12 protein-coding genes are annotated in these 19,082 nt (G+C 46.5%); 1 reads left to right on the forward strand and 11 read right to left on the reverse strand.

The genetic code is table 11. The features are described 5' to 3' along the window. Positions 1-51 precede the first annotated feature (51 nt). The 3 genes from FCL49_RS06800 to FCL49_RS06810 are packed head-to-tail and all read right to left on the reverse strand — an operon-like array spanning position 52 to position 4,583. Complete coding sequence (locus tag FCL49_RS06800) at positions 52-1,428, reverse strand: TolC family outer membrane protein (RefSeq protein WP_174352918.1); 1,377 nt, start codon at positions 1,426-1,428, stop codon at positions 52-54. A gap of 2 nt (positions 1,429-1,430) precedes the next feature. Further along, a complete protein-coding gene (locus FCL49_RS06805; protein WP_174352919.1) occupies positions 1,431-2,762 on the reverse strand; it encodes an HlyD family type I secretion periplasmic adaptor subunit in 1,332 nt (443 codons plus the stop codon). Between the two features lie 54 nt (positions 2,763-2,816). Beyond that, a complete protein-coding gene (locus FCL49_RS06810; protein WP_174352920.1) occupies positions 2,817-4,583 on the reverse strand; it encodes a type I secretion system permease/ATPase in 1,767 nt (588 codons plus the stop codon). Between the two features lie 662 nt (positions 4,584-5,245). Here FCL49_RS06810 and FCL49_RS06815 point away from each other — a divergent pair. Then, the gene (locus FCL49_RS06815; protein ID WP_174352921.1) at positions 5,246-8,233 is read left to right on the forward strand and encodes a beta strand repeat-containing protein; all 2,988 of its coding nucleotides are present in this window, start codon (positions 5,246-5,248) and stop codon (positions 8,231-8,233) included. Between the two features lie 283 nt (positions 8,234-8,516). Here FCL49_RS06815 and FCL49_RS06820 read toward each other — a convergent pair whose 3' ends face one another. The 8 genes from FCL49_RS06820 to FCL49_RS06855 all read right to left on the reverse strand — a co-directional run bounded on the left by FCL49_RS06820 (position 8,517) and on the right by FCL49_RS06855 (position 19,054). Further along, complete coding sequence (locus FCL49_RS06820) at positions 8,517-9,851, reverse strand: cellulase family glycosylhydrolase (protein WP_174352922.1); 1,335 nt, start codon at positions 9,849-9,851, stop codon at positions 8,517-8,519. 100 nt (positions 9,852-9,951) lie between these two features. Beyond that, complete coding sequence (gene wcaJ, locus FCL49_RS06825; RefSeq protein WP_174352923.1) at positions 9,952-11,346, reverse strand: undecaprenyl-phosphate glucose phosphotransferase; 1,395 nt, start codon at positions 11,344-11,346, stop codon at positions 9,952-9,954. Between the two features lie 126 nt (positions 11,347-11,472). Continuing rightward, a complete protein-coding gene (gene cpsG / locus FCL49_RS06830) occupies positions 11,473-12,846 on the reverse strand; it encodes a phosphomannomutase CpsG (protein ID WP_174352924.1) in 1,374 nt (457 codons plus the stop codon). 63 nt (positions 12,847-12,909) lie between these two features. Continuing rightward, positions 12,910-14,325 (reverse strand): mannose-1-phosphate guanylyltransferase/mannose-6-phosphate isomerase, encoded by a 1,416-nt coding sequence (locus FCL49_RS06835; protein WP_217434281.1) that lies wholly within the window; start codon positions 14,323-14,325, stop codon positions 12,910-12,912. Between the two features lie 102 nt (positions 14,326-14,427). Further along, positions 14,428-15,492, reverse strand: coding sequence for a glycosyltransferase (locus FCL49_RS06840; RefSeq protein WP_174352926.1), 1,065 nt, complete (start codon positions 15,490-15,492; stop codon positions 14,428-14,430). Beyond that, entirely contained in the window at positions 15,489-16,547 is a 1,059-nt protein-coding gene (locus tag FCL49_RS06845) for a glycosyltransferase family 4 protein (protein ID WP_174352927.1), read from the reverse strand. The genes FCL49_RS06840 and FCL49_RS06845 overlap by 4 nt, the downstream gene beginning before the upstream one ends. A gap of 33 nt (positions 16,548-16,580) precedes the next feature. Beyond that, positions 16,581-17,915 carry a hypothetical protein gene (locus FCL49_RS06850; RefSeq protein ID WP_174352928.1) on the reverse strand — a complete coding sequence of 445 codons (1,335 nt, stop codon included), beginning with the start codon at positions 17,913-17,915 and terminating at the stop codon, positions 16,581-16,583. After that, positions 17,915-19,054: a glycosyltransferase family 4 protein gene (locus FCL49_RS06855; protein WP_174352929.1), complete on the reverse strand. Its 1,140-nt coding sequence runs from the start codon at positions 19,052-19,054 to the stop codon at positions 17,915-17,917. The genes FCL49_RS06850 and FCL49_RS06855 overlap by 1 nt, the downstream gene beginning before the upstream one ends. Positions 19,055-19,082 lie beyond the last annotated feature (28 nt).

The following is a 19,082-nucleotide window of genomic DNA, read 5'->3' on the forward strand; positions in this document are numbered from 1 at the left end:
GCTCAAGGCTGCTCTTTCGGATAAATAGACATGATGAGTGTAACTATCTGCTCAGCGGCTCATGGAAAAATACTGCGCCACCCGTTTGACATCACTTTCATCAAGCGTACCTGAGTCGCTCAGCAAGGTAATCCAGGATTTTATGTAGGTGTACTTAGCCGAGGCCAGATCACGTTGGGCACTGTACAACTGTTGCTCAGCATTCAGTACATCGACGTTGACACGTTGCCCCGCCAGCACGCTCTGGCGCGTTGCCGTCACCTGCGTGGTCGCTGACTTCACCGCCAGTTCGTACGCGGCCAGTTTGGCACGGCTGCTGATACAAAGATTATACTGTTTGCGCAGATCGTTAAGCGTAGTGCCCACCTGTGCATCCATTTCGTACATCGCCTGCCCGTATCGTGACGCAGCCTGGCGAGTCGATGCCGAAACCCCACCGCCGGCGTAGATTGGCATACTCACCTGCACGCCAATACTGTCAGTGCGATATTTTTGGTTAACCGTGTTATCGCTGCTGGAATCATTCTCAGAATGTGAGGCGTAGAGCTGCACCTGAGGCATAAAGCCGGCACGATTTCTCTCCACTTCATATTTCGCCGCATCCACACCATGGCGTGAAGCCGCTAACATCGGGTTATTCTCGAGGGCAATTTTTTGCCACTCTTCAAACTTTGATGGGATCAACGGTGCCACCTGGAACTTGCCAGGACGTAGCAGCTGTACGTCATCGAGCTGATTGAGTGGCATGCCAATAATGACCTCCAGCTCGCGCTGAGCCGCGTCCAGTGCATCACGCGCCTCAATCTCCTGCGCCTCTGCCAGGCTGTAGCGCGCCTGAGTCTCGGAAACGTCGGTAATGGTGCCTTCACCTGCGCTCATTAAGCGGTCGTTCAACGACAGCTGTTCTTTATAAGCCGCTTTTTGCGCTGAGGCTAAAGCGATTTGGTCTTTGGAGTAAGCCACTTCAACATAAGCGGAGATCACCCGTACCGCCAAATCAAGAAACTTGCTGCGGTAGCGCTCATCAGACATCAGCGTTTGCGCCACGCCAGCCTTGTAGCGTGCATAAGCCTCATAATCGAACAGAGGCTGTGTCAGTGTAACCGAGCTGGAATAGCTGCGATACTGCTGCCGCTTGGTGGCTTCAGTAACGTTGCCAAAGAAATCACTTTGCGGATACTTTTGCGTTTGCCAGTTTCTCGGTGAGTTCTGGTAATTGAGCGATACCTTCGGCAGCAGCCCCGCCCTGCCGATATTTTCGTTTTCGTCTCCCGCCTCTTTCTCTTTTATTGCCGCCCTGAAGGTCGGATCTTTCTCAAGTGCCAGCGAATATGCGTCTATAATCCCTATCGAATGAACCGGCGCAGCTATCGCAAACAAGAGGGTACTGATAGCAAGGCCAGCAACCTGTCGTTTAAATTGAATCAAAATTATTCCTCGGTTAATGAAGTATGAGCGCGATCCAAAATAGGTTTAAACAGATAACTCAACAGTGAGCGCGAGCCGGTCTTCACAAACACCTCAACAGGCATCCCCGGCTTGATGTCTTCGCCACTGAGCAATTTCATGCCCTCAGGCGAAACCGTGACCTGCATTTGGTAGTAGGGTTCGCCATTGGCCTTGTCGACCAGACGGTCGGCAGAAACCAACGTCACCGTCCCCGGTATTTTCGGGGTCTTGTTTTGGTTGAAGGCGGTAAACATCAGATCCACCGGCAACCCGTTGTACACTTTATCAATCAGCTCTACCTTGAGGCGTGAATCCACCACCAACGTAGCCTGACTCGGTACAACGTCCATCAGGTGGTCACCCGCTCCCACGACGCCCCCCTGAGTAAAGATATTCAACCCAACGACAGTACCATCCACCGGCGAGGTGATAGCGGTGTTGCCGAGGTCAAAATTCGCCATTTCCAGCTTGTTTCTGAACTCGCTGGCATCCATCTGCGTTTGCGCCAACTGGGTTCTGACTTCGCGTTGATAGTCGGCAAAGCGTTGGTCGATCCGCTGTTGAGACTCCTGCAACTGTTTTTGCACCTGGCCAATTCGCCCAACGGTTTCATCGATACTGCTGTTCACTTCTGCAAACTGACGCTGTACTTCCAGATAGCGGTTACGCGGTAAATAACCGTCCGCCGCCAGTTGCTTCATGCTGTTCATCTGTTCGCGCAGGCTGGAAAGCTGGATTTGCTTGTTGACCCTGGAGTCCTGCAGGCCCTTCAGTTGGAAACGCATGCCGTCCATTGACTGTTTATAACCGTCAACTTCGCTTTGTAATCCCTGGCGACGTGAAGAGAATAACTGCGTTTGCAACGCGATGATCTCAGCGACCCGCGGCTGAGCCTGAATGGTTTCAAAAACAGGAGAAAAAGTGACCTTGCTTAAGCCATCACGTTCAGCCAGCAAACGACCTTCGCTGGCGAGCGTGGTGTAATATTGGTCGCGAAGCGAGTCAACCTGCGCCTGGGCCTGAACCTGGCTCAACTGCACCAGCACCTCGCCCGCTTTAACCTTGTCGCCTTCTTTTACCGTGATACTTTTGATGATGCCGCTGGCCGGGGCCTGTACGGTTTTACGGTTGCCGGAAACGGTCACCGAACCTGGTGACGCAACCCCTTTATCCAAAGGTGCAAACGCAGCCCAGGCAAAGAAGCCAAACAGGCCAATCCCAACCACTAACCAACCCATGCGGGTGAACCGCCGTTCATCCTGAGGGATCTGTTCTGAATACGAGTCTTGCGGCTCGCCAATGTGCGTAGACATACCAACTCCTTTAACTGCAGGCGGCATTTTGGCGCCGCCCGGCAAGTAAACAGCTTAATTAATTTGAGTTTTTGGGATATTGCCTTCGTCCGGCTCGGAATTGACTGCGCGCACCGCCTGCTGTGGTGTTTGCGCCTTCTGCGCATTGGCCAACGCTTGCAGCACCTGCTGAGTTGGGCCAAACGCATTAACGGTACCATTCACTAACAGCAGCAGCTTGGTGGTCATCGACAACAGGTTGGTTCGATGGGTAATCAGGATCACCGTTTTATTACGCTGCTTAAGGAACAGGATCGCCTGATTCAGCGCCTTTTCACCGGCATCATCCAGATTGGAGTTGGGTTCATCCAATACGATCAGGGAAGGATCGCCATACAGCGCTCGGGCCAGGCCAATACGCTGTTTCTGTCCGCCGGATAATCCCGCCCCGCCATTGCCAATGATTGAATCGTAGCCGTTAGGGAAACGCAGGATCAGCTCATGGACCCCGGCCAACTTGGCGGCTTCAATCACTTTCTCAGAATCGATGTCGTTAAAACGAGCGATGTTCTCGGCAATGCTGCCGGCGAACAGTTCGATATCCTGCGGCAAATAGCCAATGTAGGGCCCCAGTTCATCTTTGTTCCATTGGTAAATATCGGCGTTATCAAGCCGCACAATACCTTCGCTGACCGGCCAGATACCTACCAACAAACGCGCCAACGTGGATTTGCCGGAAGCGCTTGGCCCGATAATTCCCAGTACGTCACCCGGCTGGATCGCGAAGCTGACATTATGCAATACCGCATCGCCTTTGGATCCTGGAGGTGTGGCAGTGACACCTTCAACAGAGATGACGCCTTCCGGCCGCGGCAAAGACATACCCATACCGCGCGGCGGGTGCTTATCCAGTAATTTCACCAGGCGCTGATAGGAGAGTTTGGCAGAACTCCAGCTTTTCCAAACGTTAATCACCTGTTCAATAGGCGCCAGCGTACGTCCCATCAAAATAGAACCGGCAATCATCATACCGGGGGTGATATGACCATCAATCGCCAACCAACCACCCAGTCCCAACACCAATGATTGCAGTGAAAGGCGAACAAACTTGGTTATGGAGGAAACGGTAGTAGCACGCTCGCTGGCGACACGTTGGCTATTCAGAAATCTCTGATGCAAACCGAACCAGCGGCGCTTTAAATTAGGTAACATGCCCAATGCCTCGATCACTTCGGCATTACGCAAATTTGTACTCGCCAAACTGCTGGACATGATTGATAGCTTGCTGGCTTCACCCAAAGGTTTCTTGGAAACCATTTCGTTGACCACGGCTAACGCAACCAGCAACAGCGAGCCAACCAGAGCGAACAATCCCAACCACGGGTTAAACAGGAAAATCACCAGCAGGTAAATCGGGAACCAGGGCGCATCGAAGAACGCAAACAATGCGCTGCCAGTCAGGAACTGCCGTACGGTGGTCAAATCACCCAGCATCTGCCCCGCGTCGGAAGAGCCATTTTTCAGATTGGATTCATAGGCCGCCGTGTAAACACGGGTGTTCAATCGCATATCCAACTGACTGCCGATACGGATAACAACCATGCTACGGACATACTCAAGTAGCGCCATCATGCCGAACATTCCCAGCATAATCAGCGTTAACATCAGCAAAGTGATTTCATTACGTGAAGGAAGTACCCTGTCGTAGACCTGCAACATATAGACAGAGGGAACTAACATTAATAAATTTATAAATGCGGTGAATATGCCAACGGTCCAGAAGATTTTACTGCGTGTCCGTATAACATCCGCAATTTCATTACGCGGTATAAATTGATTCACTTTCTTTCCTTAACTTCACCCGCACTGTCAGCCAAATTCGCATTGATCCGTATAGGAAACTTCCCAAACGATAATCACCCCTAACATGCTCAAGACTGCAGTCGCAATTTTTATTAACTATAGATACATAAACCCGATATCGGCAAGGCACAAAGGAAAAAAAAATTGGCGACAACACATCATTTTTTTAATTTTAAAAACAACAAGTTATATCACTCCAGCGACTTAAAAACCAAACCAACAGTTATTACATGGTTTTTCATGCCTCTAATACCTGTTTTTACATATGAACTTTCAAAAAACAAATGATTAGATATCTAATAATCACCACGCTTAGTAGCATACTATGAATTATTATCATTAATAAAAAACCATATATAATCAATATATAAAGAGCGCAACCCATTACTTTCATGAACATTTAAGAATAGTACGATGGCAAATAAATAAAAAAAATCCTAGTTCCTTGACAAAATTCCCGTTAGCTCCTTTGCTTAAATTGCGAAAACAAAAATTGCTATTCATGCGCCATCTTTATATGTCGCTGTTTTTGCGCTCGTTAACACTAAAAATTCTGACCGAATCTCTCCTGTTAACGGTAGTGGAGCAAGGTCACGACATACTTATGACAATAGAAATGGGTACATCCAAAGGGGTAACGTATGGCCACATTAGTAACACAGCAAAAAACAGCGGCGTTGTTTTTAGCCATATCAGGAAAGAGCATTGATGCCGCGGGTTTAGAGTACTATTCACAAAAAGTTGAGACTTCAGCGCTTTCACTTGATCAAGTAGCCCAAAAATTCATTGCAGGCACTGCTGGCCTAAATGGTAAATCAACCTCTGACATTGTCACTGCAGTTTACACCGCAGTAAATGGTAGCGCTCCTACCGCCCCAGTTCTGGCTGCCCTTTTAGCCGGTAACGGGACCGCATCATCCATAGTGGCAAAAGTAGTTTCTGACGTGCTGAACTACAATGGCTTCGATTCAACATTATTGACACAACAGAGCAACTTTGAAACGAAAGTTGAAAAGGTACTCTTCCCAGTTGCAAGCGCATCAGCAACTCCGGGGGCTGCTGACGTACAGGGGATTTTCCACGTTGTCGGTCTGACTCAAACTCAAGACGGGATCAACTACTGGGGCACAGTGCTGGCTCAAGGTTCAAAAACTCTGGCAGCCATCGCACAGTCATTCGTCAACTCCAGTCCATTGAAGACACTGAGTGACAGCGCCTTCATCAATGCTATTTTCCAGAACAGCTATGAACGCGTACCGACTACGGCCGAAAGCAATAGTTATCTAGCTCTGCTGAGCGGAGGCTCAACGCGCGGTGACGTGGTTGCGCAAATTATTGGGGCATTGAAAGGTACGGTTGCAGTCGGTGATACCACGGCGCAACAACACTTCCAGGCAGCAACTCACGTCTATCAACCAGGTGAACTTCCTGCGCTGAACTTCCAGGAGCAAGCCGCAGCCGTATTCCTGGCGGTCCCGGGCCGTGGCATAGATGCCGGTGGCCTCGACACCTGGAGTAAGGAACTGTTCGCAGGCAAAACCTATGCGCAGGTTATCACTACCCTGATCAACTCAGCAGAGTCTCAGGTTAAAGGTGGCCAGTTGACCGGTGATGCATTCGTCCAGCACGTATTTACTTTGGTGCACGGCGTTGCCGCCACAGCGGCGCAGTTAGCTACTTACGGTGCATTGTCTGATAAAACGGCCATTACCCAAGCCATCATTAATGACTTGCGTACTTCCGTGGCGACCGATGCTGCCACTGTAACTCAGCAACACGGTTTTGAATTTGATATTGGTACCAGTCTGCTGTACAAAACTGCAGCCTCACTGACTACCACCGCAGCCGGCGGCAATGCTACCGGTACTGTGAATACAGGCGCATCGCACCAGATCAGCAATGCAGAAACTGCAGTATTGACCGATGTTCAGCTTGCCGCTAACGCAGCCAGCGTTGTTAACCTGAAGTTTGCCGATCATCTGGCGAATCTGACCATTAACGGCACCAGCGCGGCGACGGTTAACCTGTCTGACAATGGTGTTAACCCAGGTGTAGATATTACCGTCAATAACGGCAACATTATTCTGAATGCCAGCTCGGGTGACGATGATGTCGTGGTTACTTCAACGGCAAATATCGCGACCGGCTCCGCCAAGTTTAACCTGGGGAACGGGAACGACAGTTTGCATTGGGCAGGTAATGGGGTATCTAACGGCGCCAATACCGTATCCACAGCGATTACGGCAAATGGTGGCGCGGGAACAGATTCTGTTTCCGCTAACTTTATCACCAAATCTGTGGTAACTAACCAAAATGCTCTGGGTGTTCGTAGCAGCGTAGTAACCAGCAATGCCAATAACTTCTCGAATTTCGAGCAGATTGACCTGACGGGTTATATCGGTAAATCCGTTGGTACGCTGATTACGACTCCACTTATTGGTTCTCCAACTACCACCAGTGTGACGACACCTACCCACGTCTTCGATTTTGGTTTAACCAACGGGACAGCCACAGTAGAAGGTACGACTGGTGGTACAGTCACTCAAGGGGCTGCGGCTACCAACCTGGGTTCTCAGGGCTTTGTGATTTCCGGTTTGGCCAATGCGAGTGTGATTAACGCAGCTGGCGGCACTGCTGCGCAGCTGGAAGTGAAAGGTGATGCTACCGCTGCCAGTACTCTAAGCTTTACTTTTGTGCAGAATGCGACCGATCACTTCAATATTAATTTTGATGCTGTGAGTTCTGCCAACGTTAACGCCGGACAGGTTAGCTTGAACAGCAGCAGCAGCGCATTGTTGGGTACGGCTCTGACTAATGTGAATATTGCTTCCGGTGGTACCGGCAACTTTGACAATATCTTGTCACTGGCTGGGACTAACGCGCAGGTACAGAACATTGCCGTCACTGGCAATCATGTGCTGGATCTGACATTGGGCAGTGGTTTTAGCAACGTGCGAGATATTAACGCGACGGCTAATACTGCTGGCCTGAATTTGGATTCCAGCCATGCCGGTACCGGTGACGGTATCATCGTTCAGTTGCTGAATATTCTGCCACTGAGTGCGGTCACCACGGCGCTTTTGGCACCAGTACTGACCACCTTGGGTCTGAATGGTTATCAACTGACGGTAGAAGGTACCGGTGCTGCTGACAGCTTCAACGTATTGGGTAACACAACCCTGGCCGGTGGCAACGGTGTGAACACCTATGATCTGAAGTCCAGTACGACTCAAGCCGGTGTCACCATTACCGACTTTGACAGTACCAAAGACAAGATTGTTGACGCTGCATCTGCTTTAACTATTTCTGGCGATACCAGCGGTACTGCAGTGGCGGATTACGGCACCCGTGCTTCCGATACTCTGGATGCCCTGCTGGGGACTCTGGTAGGCGGCCTGACCAACGGCGTTATCGGTCTGTTGGGCGGTATCCTCGGTCTGGGCAGCAGCAACGCATTGACTGCGAAAGTGGGTGTGGCGTCTGTGGTGTTCGGTGGAACAGGTGATAACGCCAGTTCTTATGTGATTATTGATAACAACAATAACCACACACTGGATACCAGCGACAGCGTGGTTTACCTGACTGGTCAAAACCATCAGCAACTGTTGGATACCCTGCATTACGCCTAAGCATTATTCGGTAAACTGACAATGTTGGTGAAGTCTGTCAGTTACCGAAGAGTACCAACAATTAATATCAATGCCGGCCAGTTAACTCTGACCGGCATTTTTTTGTGATTAAAGGAGTCTTTTTCTTTGGCGAGGCTTCATTGCGGGGAACTAACAAGGTGGGTTGGCTGAGGAGAAATTTGACAAAAAAAATCCGGAAACAAGGATGTTTCCGGATTGGATTAAGTAGGACAGGATTAGGTAAACACTCGCCCCTTTATCAGTCATTACTCAGCGCAACACATCACCAGGGAGGGGTAATCGCAGAGCTGGAACGCATCATCACAGGCACATCACCATCAGGGGTCGCAGTATTGCCCTGCACTTCTTTCAAAGGCGTGGCCTGCTGTTGTTGCACTGGTGTGTCACTGGACACAAGACTGCGTAGGCTAGACGCAATCCCGGTTGAAGGCTGTGCTACCGGTTTTTCCTGCCAGAACAACATTGCATGTTGGTTATTACCCTTCAACGCGATAGATATTTTTCCCCCAGGCAACACCTGATATTTCTCTACCGAGTATGAGCGGGCGACATCTGCGACTTTACTGAATGCCAACATCGAGGGTTTTGGCTGACCATCTCGAGTCAATAATCCAAAGCGGTGTTCGTTGATCTTCGGATTATCACCATCATCAAGCAGATCATACCACCAGACCCCTTTGATATATGGCCGTGACTTCGCCAGGAAGGTGTACTTCACTATATATTGCGCGGCAACATCTTTCGACAAGCCCCCTTTACCCTCATAGGTTGGCACACCTATTTCGGTAATATAGATTGGCACCTGACGCCCTGCCGCCTTGGCTAGCTTCGCCTCAAACTGATCCACTACGCCGAGATTACCCTCAGGTGCTCGCACGGCATAGCTGTCGTTTCCGTAAGAGTATGGGTGAATAGATAATCCATCGACATAGTTTAGAACACCCAATTTGACAATATTATCAACCCAGGAAGGATCGCGAGTTCCGGTCGGGTTGGCTGAGCCCGTCATGACAATCGCGTTAGGATCGGCCTTTTTAACCGCCGCAGCCGTTGCTTTCACCAGCGCGACGAAAATCTCTGGCGAAGGCGGATTACGTGGTTTAGGTTTAATTGCGGTGGAATTGGTCCATTCGTTCCAGATCTCGTAGTATTTAATCTTGCCTTTGTATTTTGATGCCGTCCAATAAGCATAGTTGGCGAAGGCATTGATAGCTTCAGGTGTGGTTGGATAACCCGAGGGATCATACAGCTTGTTTCCATATGCCAGCACCAATAACCCGTTAAGCCCAAACTTCGCCTGACCATCGTTAAAAGCCTTATCGGCCTTTTGCATATTGCCGGTAATCACATACTGGCCTTTTTGCTGCTCTAACCCACTCCAGGGGAAATCAGCACGATATGAAGTGAAGCCATAACGCTTTACCAATTCCAGATACTTGTCGGGATCGTTGGGATACCAGCGAAAATGCGTGTGTACCCCAACCTCAAAAGCTGCCGAGCCAGAACTAAAAAACATTAGCGGCAAAACAGCAAGGGCTAGCAAAGTCACTTTGCTTTCCCCGATCTTAGGTTTATTACGGCTTGCTATAGTCAGCATCTGACCTCCAGCTTTAAATGGAAAATGAACTGTCTCACGCCCCAGAGACCAGGAAATTCGCACTCCGCCGTGTGTAAAACCAATAATTCAAGCTTTATAATTAATAGGCAGACTTATTAATAAAACCTTTAAAAATAGTCAGAAAGACAATTTTAACGTCCAACCAGACACTCCAGTTACGAATATAGTCCAGATCGAACTCAACACGTTTTTGCATTTTCTCCAGCGTGTCTGTTTCTCCACGCCAGCCATTGATCTGTGCCCAGCCAGTGATACCCGGCTTCATTTTATGGCGCAACATATAGCCATTGATCAACTTTCTGTACTGCTCATTATGCGCAACCGCATGCGGTCTTGGTCCAACAATGGACATATCGCCTTTCAATACATTGACGAATTGTGGCAGTTCATCCAAAGAAGTGCGGCGTAAAAATGCCCCAACCGAGGTTAAGCGCGTGTCACCTTTTGTTGCCTGAACCACTTTGTCTCCATCCTCCATTACCGACATAGAGCGGAATTTCCAGACCTCAATGGCCTTGCCATCCATGCCATAACGGCGCTGTTTAAAGATCACCGGTCCCGAAGAGGTAAACTTCACCATAGCAGCAATTAACAGCAGCACAGGGGAGATAAACAGTAAAATGAAAACTGACAGGACAATATCTTCAATCCGTTTAATAACCTGGTTAATACCACTCATCGGAGTGTCAAACAGCGAAACAACAGGTACGCCGTTAATTTCTTCTGAGCGCGATTGCAAAATATTAAAGGTGAAAATATCGGGTATTAACATCACTGAACAGGTGGTATCGGAAAGGTCAGCAACCGTATCTTTGATTAACTTCTCTTGGTCCATGGACATGGCAATGTACACGCGGTCGATACGCCCGCTTTTGGCATCCTCAACCAATTGGCACAAATCTCCCCTGCGCTCAATCGTACTGTCCAGCGGGGAATTGTCATTGTCATAAATGCCAAGAACCTTAAAGCCCATCCAATGAGCATCTCGTAATGACTCAGCAAGACGGATACCCACAGGCATCGCGCCCATTATCGCTACATTACGGGTGTTAAAACCTATGTTACGCATATAGCCAAGGAATAATCGAATGACACTACGCGAAATGACCAGACCGCAACTCACCAACAAATACCATTGGATATAGACGGAATACTCATTGTTAAAGGCGCTGACCAGTGCGACGGTGCCCGAAGTTAGAAGTAAGCTCAGTGACCAATTTTGTAAAATCAGCTGAACCTCGAGACCGGCACGGACGCCTCGCCATGAGCGATAGAAATCGGTAATACCGCCTATCATTTGAAAAATTACAATTGAAATCAACACCATAACCCAGTGCTGCATAATGAAATCAGCACCAGAAATCAGACAAGACAAGTACAAACCGGCAAAAATAATGAAAATATCTGAAAAGCGCTGAATCATTGAGGTTAGGGAAGCATTAGTGTGCAATGCCCCTCGACGGAAACCGTTCATAGATAACTGCCTATTAACAATCATAGTATAGATGCCTTTTGTTAGTTTTCTCTGGTACCTATATCTCTTAACTTAGCTGAGCCATTCGTATGGCCCAGCTATATAATATAGCGTTAAACTCAGAGATCATCTGCGCAGCAAGGCCAGTATTTCTTCTGTTTTTTGTTGCATTAATAGGGGATTAGCACGCGACTCAACATTTAATCGTACAACTGGCTCAGTGTTGGAACTGCGCAAATTGAAACGCCAATCGGAAAACTCCAGACTAATGCCATCAGTGGTATCAAATGCCAGGGAAGTGGGCTGGTAACAATTCAACACTCTTTCAATTGCAGCCTGCGGATCCTGCAATTTGCTGTTGATTTCCCCCGACGCAGGGTATGCGGCCATACGGTCCTCAACCAATTGACCCAATGTCTTATTCTTAATGCACAACAACTCAGCCACCAGTAGCCATGGGATCATGCCACTGTCGCAATAAGAGAACTCACGGAAGTAATGATGGGCGCTCATTTCCCCACCATAGACCGCATCTTCCAGACGCATACGCTCTTTTATAAAGGCGTGCCCCGTCTTCGACATTACCGGCACTCCACCTGCTTTCGTCACTACGTCGATGGTGTTCCAGCTTAAACGCGGATCATGGATGATTTTTGCCCCATGCTCTTTTTCGAGGAACGCTTCAGCCAGCAAGCCAACGATATAATATCCTTCGATAAAACCGCCGTGCTCGTCAAACAGGAAGCAGCGGTCAAAATCACCATCAAAAGCGATTCCCATATCCGCCTTATGCAGACGAACAGCCTGAGCGGTATCTTCACGACATTCAGGTAACAATGGATTAGGGATCCCATTGGGGAAATTGCCATCCGGCTGATGATGGACCTTGATAAATTCAACAGGTACCTGAAGCTGCTTAAAGCGAGCTTCGATAGCATCGATCACATGACCGGCAGCGCCATTGCCAGAGTTAACCACTAGCTTCAATGGCTTCAAATTAGCCGCATTTACATAACCCAGCAGGTGATCAACATAATCTTTCTCAATAGAGATCTTTTCATAGCTGCCGCGCTTATCTTTATCCACCGGTGCAAAGCTGTTCTGCTCCGCCAATCGTTGAATATCGCGAAGACCAGTATCACCACTGATGGGTTTCGCCTGGCTACGGACTAATTTCATACCATTATAATTCATAGGATTATGGCTGGCAGTAACTTCAACACCGCCATCAATACCTAAATGAAATGTGGCAAAATATATTTCCTCTGTGCCACTTACACCAATGTCTAATACATCCACACCAGAATCACGCAGCCCTTCGGCCAGAGAAAGTTTGAGCTCCTCGCTGGTCAGTCGGATGTCCCCGCCAACAACGACGCTTTTTGGCTTCAAGAATTCTCCATACGCGCGACCTATACGATAAGCTATATCGTTATTTAGTTCTTCGCCCAGTTGTCCACGAATGTCGTATGCTTTAAAGCAGGTCAATGATTGTGACATGTTGAGATCCTTACCCAAATATAAACCCGGCAGCGCTGTGCAAATGTCCACAGCGCTAAATTATTAATTATGTTGAGTTGTATCGCCAATACGAACGATGTCGTCTTCACCCAAATAGGCACCTGATTGAATTTCAATCAAATCCAGGGCGATTTTCCCCGGATTTTCGAGGGAGTGCTCAACACCCAACGGAATATAAATAGATTCATTCTCGCTGATTAACTGTACTTTCCCGTTGGCATTGACTTTCGCCGTGCCAGAAACCACAACCCAGTGCTCTGAACGATGATGGTGCATTTGCAAAGACAGTTTCTCACCAGGTTTAACGGTAATACGACGAACCTGGAAGCGATCACCTTGTGCAATCGCATCGTGTTTACCCCATGGACGATAAACTTCGCGATGCTGTTTGCTTTCGGAGCGTTTCTGCTGTTTGAGCTGATTAACAATCTCCTTCACATCTTGAACTTTATCTTTGTTAGCAATTAGCACTGCGTCTTTGGTTTCTACTACCACCAGGTTATCTACCCCAACCACAGCCACTAACTTATGTTCAGCACGGATGTAGTTATTAGAGCAGTTATGTTCCAGAACGTCGCCGAAGGTAGAGTTACCCTTGACATCTTTCTCACTAATTTCCCACAGGGCAGACCATGAACCCACATCATTCCAACCGGCATCTAACGGCACAACAACGGCATCTGCCGTCTGTTCCATTACCGCATAATCAACAGATTCATCAGGGCAGGCAATAAAGGCTTCGCGATCGACGCGAATAAAGTCCATATCCGGTGACAGGTGTGCCAATGATTTTTTGCAGGCATCCAGAATATCAGGACGGAAACGCTCCAATTCTTCTAAATAGCGGCTAGCTTTGAACAGGAACATACCGCTGTTCCATAAGTAATCACCACTATCCAGATACTGCTGAGCTGTCTCAAGGTTAGGTTTTTCTACAAAACGCGATACGCCACAGATACTGGAACCATCAACACTGGTACCTTTTTGAATGTAGCCATAACCCGTCTCAGGACCTGTTGGCACAATACCGAAAGTCGCTAGTTTGCCTGCTTCAGCATAGGGTATCGCCTGATTTACCGCCTCGCGGAAAATAGCCTCGTCCTGAATAACGTGGTCCGCAGCCAATACCAGCATCAGAGGATCATCACCGTTAGAAACAGCCTGCAGTGCAGCAAGTGCAATTGCCGGAGCAGTATTACGTCCCACGGGTTCCAAAATAATATTATGCGACAAACGAGTAATCTGGCGCAGTTGCTCTGCAACAATAAAGCGGTGTTCTTCGTTACAGATCACAAGAGGATTAATAATGTCTAACCCTTTAAGACGCATCACCGTAGTTTGCAGCATTGAGAATTCATTGCACAAAGCTAAAAACTGTTTTGGGAATAACTCACGGGACAGTGGCCATAGACGACTTCCCGTTCCCCCAGCCATGATAACAGGATAAAGGTTACTCATTTTTACTCTCACTGATTAAATACAAATAGGAATTTAGCGTGAATTAACAATAGAACACAGAAATAAAGAACATTAACTACAGATGATAATCCCCAGAGAATATCATCTGTATAGATGGTAAGTATTTGAGACCATTTTTTCAGAAGTGAAATTGGCGCAATAAAAATCTATACAGGACACTTTCATCGACGCCCAATCTTCTTTACCGCGCGTGCTTAGTATATCCACAGCTTCATCGACATTATTGGTCGTAAACAGGTAACCCGTAACCCCTTCACTGACGACTTCTGGCAAAGAGCTGCACCTACTGGCAACTACAGGTAAACCATAACTCTCTGCTTCAACGGCAACCAGACCAAATGACTCCCAGCGACTCGGCATTAACAAAACGTCAGAATGAGCAAAATAAGGGGCTATTTCAGAAGAGGACAACCAGCCTTTATAATTAATTCGCGCATGCTGTGGTGGCTGTTCTTTTGAATGAACATTACCACCAATGACAGTTATTAAAAATTTATCGTCTAACTTTGAGGCAATATCTGTAACCAGATCAAAACCTTTTTGATAGTCAAATCGCCCCACGAATAATATATTAATCTTATCTGACGAATAAGGAGTAGTATAGTCAGCGGCGGGCATTGGGGGTTCTACCCCATTATAAACCACGGTTAAATTAGCTGAATCCATCCCCACATCAAGAGCAATTTTCTTCTCATACTCACTAGTGCAAATGATCACATCAGTATTTTTTTGTAAAAACTTTTCTATGCGAATATATATTTTCTTTTTCTTTTCGGAGGTATCCATCAAAAATGAAAATGCGTGCGGGCAATAAATTATTTTGGGTTTGCACGTCATTCTTATCAGAGGAGTAAGCAATCGACAGATCACACCGGCAAAGGTACTGTGAATATGGATAACTTCCGGTTTTTCTTTGCGAACCACTCGAATATAATTTATCGCCAATGAAATAAATGAAGGAATATTTCTTCCCGTACGGGAGAATTTCTTCAACTTACTTTCAGGGAAAACACCTATTTCTCCGCTCTGGCTATCCGGTAACAAACAATAAAAATCAAATTCATCATTTGGCTGAACGAGTTGCCTGATAACTGTTGCGACTCCACCCTTCACCGTTTCGGCAACATGCAACACTTTTTTTTTCATTGAGCAGCTCTCATAATGATTTTATTCAAGTTTTCAGCAGAACGCATCCAATCGAAACGCCTTACATTCTCAAAACCCTTAGTAATTAAACTCTGGCGCAGTGCATCATCTTGAACAATCCGCTCTAGTGCATGCTTCATTTCAGGAATATTTTCCGGGTCAAAGTACAGCACGCTATCCGCCAGTACCTCGGGCAGAGAGGCCTTATTGGATGAAACAACCGCGCAACCGCAAGCCTGAGCCTCCAACGGTGGAATGCCAAACCCTTCATATAGTGAAGGAAAAACAAAGGCTCTGGCATTAGAATACAATTCAACAAGGCTTTCATCGCTCACACGGCCAACAAACTCTATATTATCAGCCAGCATTGCATCTGGAGAAAAATTCACACCTGCAAAGTTTTTATTCGCGGAGCCAATAATTTTCAACACAACTTCTTGGTTGTTTCTCATTTGCGTGAATGCGCTAACCAGGCCATGGAAATTTTTATGATAATTTGGTGAAGAAACAGCCAACAGATAAGGTTTCGCTTCACTAGCCTCCTGTAACTCAGGTTGAAACTGGCTAGCAACAGCATTATTTATTACATGAATATTATTTAATGGATAGTTGAATGCTGCATGAAGTTCCTTTTTTGAGAACTCGCTAACCGTCAACAAAGCTTTGCTTGAACGTAGCATCAAAGGAACAAAGTTATTATAAACAAAACGAAATTTCGCAGAATAACTTTGCGGATAGTGTTTATAAATAACATCATGGTGAGTAACGAATTTATTACTATAAAAAACGGGAGCCGTATTACATAGGTTTATCAACAAAGGGCTTCCCTGCTTACGCAAAAAGGAGGGTAACTCTAATTGCTCCCATAGATGGCCACTTTTATTACCTATAATCTTAACATTCAACTGAGAGGCAACTTCAGCGTGTATAATATTTCCTGGGGAGAGGAAAACGACATCATCCCTAATTTTACTTAATGCTAAGCTGATCTCTTGAGCAAACCGCTGAACGCCCGTTAAGTCCTGCGTTAAAAATCGCGCATTGACATAAATCATTATCTACCTCATGCCATTCAAATAATATCCGTGTCAATGTGATAGGTGAACACGGCCAAGAGTCTTTTCCGATCTCTTGGCAATACTACCCTCAGGTTTTCTGACCGATAGTAACAAAATCGATATTATTATCGGGAATATGTACCCTGGATAGTTTGTTAGTGGGTTGTTGTAAACGAAATTCATCGACAGTGATATCATCCAATACAAATATACACTGGGATTAAGTCCACGCCGAGTACGCTGGTAAAGAATACCGAGAATTAACGACGCCACAATAACCAAGAAAATAATACCCAAATTTCCGTAATTAGAAAGCATATAGATATACATACTATCCAAGGGGATAGAGTTGGTATTATCATCGCCGACGACGGCATTACCATTCACTGCATAACCCGCACCGATAAAAGGCGAGTAACCGCTGTCAGCACGTACCGCCTCGATGTTCACCGTTCTAAGCAAAATGCTATTCTCTGCGTAGGCATTTTCCTTAGGGAATATCATCTCATAAATACTGTAATTCGTTGTTGTGACGTAGAAAAACAACGACAAGACCATTGTCACCATTGTTACAATGTTCAAACTAAAACGCTGTGAGAAGAAGCGTCGAGAGATCAGGAACATAATATACAGAAGCGCCATGATTATGGCTGTTTTAGACGTAGAAAACGCGATTCCAACAACAATAAGTAATATGTATTTTTTCCGATGTTTTGCGCTAACGAAAGGCGTCAGTACTAACGCAAAGAAAAGATATTCACTTAAGCTAAATGGACCGGTAAGCAGGCCGAAAGCACGAAGCTGTCCCTGAATTGTACGCAACAACAGCCCATATTCTTTACCAAACTGCGTCAACTGCGGGCCTGGGTCAAAACCAATAACCGCGTACAACAACCCAGCCAGACTGGATTCCGCAACAGCAAAGAGCGCATTTAATACGGCAAAAATTATATAGTACTTGATAACCTTTGTGACAATCTCAACCCGCTCATCATATTCAAACAGGAGTAAAACGGCAGCAAAGAAAAATGAACCAAAGGTCAACAATTCTAAACGGAATTGCACTATGGCGCGGAAAAAGTCGAATCGGCCTGATAGCATACTCAAAAGGATAAACACTAATGAAAATACGACCATCGACAAAAATAAAATCAATATACTCCGGCACTGAGCGGACACGCGTGGGTTTCGAGCAAAAAGCAGAATCAACACAAAGACGGGGACGGCCATGGCAAAGAAATCTTTATACAGCAAAAGTGCCCTGGTCGACATGTACGCAACGACAGTCACAATCCCATTCAATGACAGCAATGTCATATACATTAATAACAGGAAAACAACCAGCGATTTTGTCGATACTCTCATTATTGTCCTCTGTACACACTTTCGTAACTGCTGGCTATTTTTTCACTCTCAAAAAACGAGCTCTGCAGCTTATTATTATTTTCTCGAACGGCCTTTACCGCCCCTGAGACAGAAAAATCTTTCAATTCGAAAATATTATCATAAAAAGCAGCAATTTCGGTAACACCACCGCTGAAGGTAGTATACACAACCTTACCAGAGATAGCCGATTCCGCAACCGCACGGCCAAAGGGTTCATTCCAACGTGTTGGTAGCACTACCGCATCGACCTGTGCCATAAAATCTTCAATCTTGATAAACCCGAGTAAATTGACCCCGGCCTCAATCGCCAGAGCCTTCATCCGCTCACCAGAAATATCGTTATTAAATCTACCCGCAGCATAAAACTCTACCTGAGGATCCTGAATGCCTTGCCTGGCCAGCAGACAGAATTCGTCAAATCCCTTATCCTCAGTCAAACGACCGACAAAACCAATTCTAACCTTTTCACTCGCAGTTGCAGAAAATGCTATAGCGGCAACTGGGTTATAGATATAAGTATGCTGTGCATGGCAAGCAAACCCATTATCTTTGTGTAAAGCTGAAATATACTTACTGATGCCAACGAAAGCATCAACGTGCTGACTGGCTTTTTTCTTGAAATATGAGGTAATGATCACAGCTCGGCTTTTTACATCCATATTCATCCCATGTTTAAATAAAGTCCCATTAGGATGGAATAAGTAATAATCACGAGTCGTGTGAACCACTCGTGCACCAAGCTTTTTAGCCACTCGCCACACTGCAACAGAAAAACCACTCAGGTTGTTGGTGTGTACCACATCAGGAGAAAAAGCTTTCAATTCAGCACGTACCAAACTCGCCATAAATGGGTTGTATGAGTCAAGCAAATGCCAGACTGCTTTTTTCAGCTTGCCGGCCACCTGCTTTTGAAACGGCCAATACAGATTCTTTAATGGGAAGTACACAATGCTTACACCATTTAGTGAATCATGTTTAATTTCATCACCTTCATGAAGACAAAATACACGCACCTGATGACCAGCACTCTGCAGGCTTTCAGCCAGCATTTGTACGGATACCTCTGCGCCACCAATTTTGTAGGGAGCATAAAGTGTATTTATTAAAGCAATCTTCATTTGTTGACCACCACAGGGAATTTTATAA

It is taken from the genome of Serratia proteamaculans (assembly GCF_013337185.1).
GTDB classification, from domain to species: domain Bacteria; phylum Pseudomonadota; class Gammaproteobacteria; order Enterobacterales; family Enterobacteriaceae; genus Serratia; species Serratia proteamaculans_D.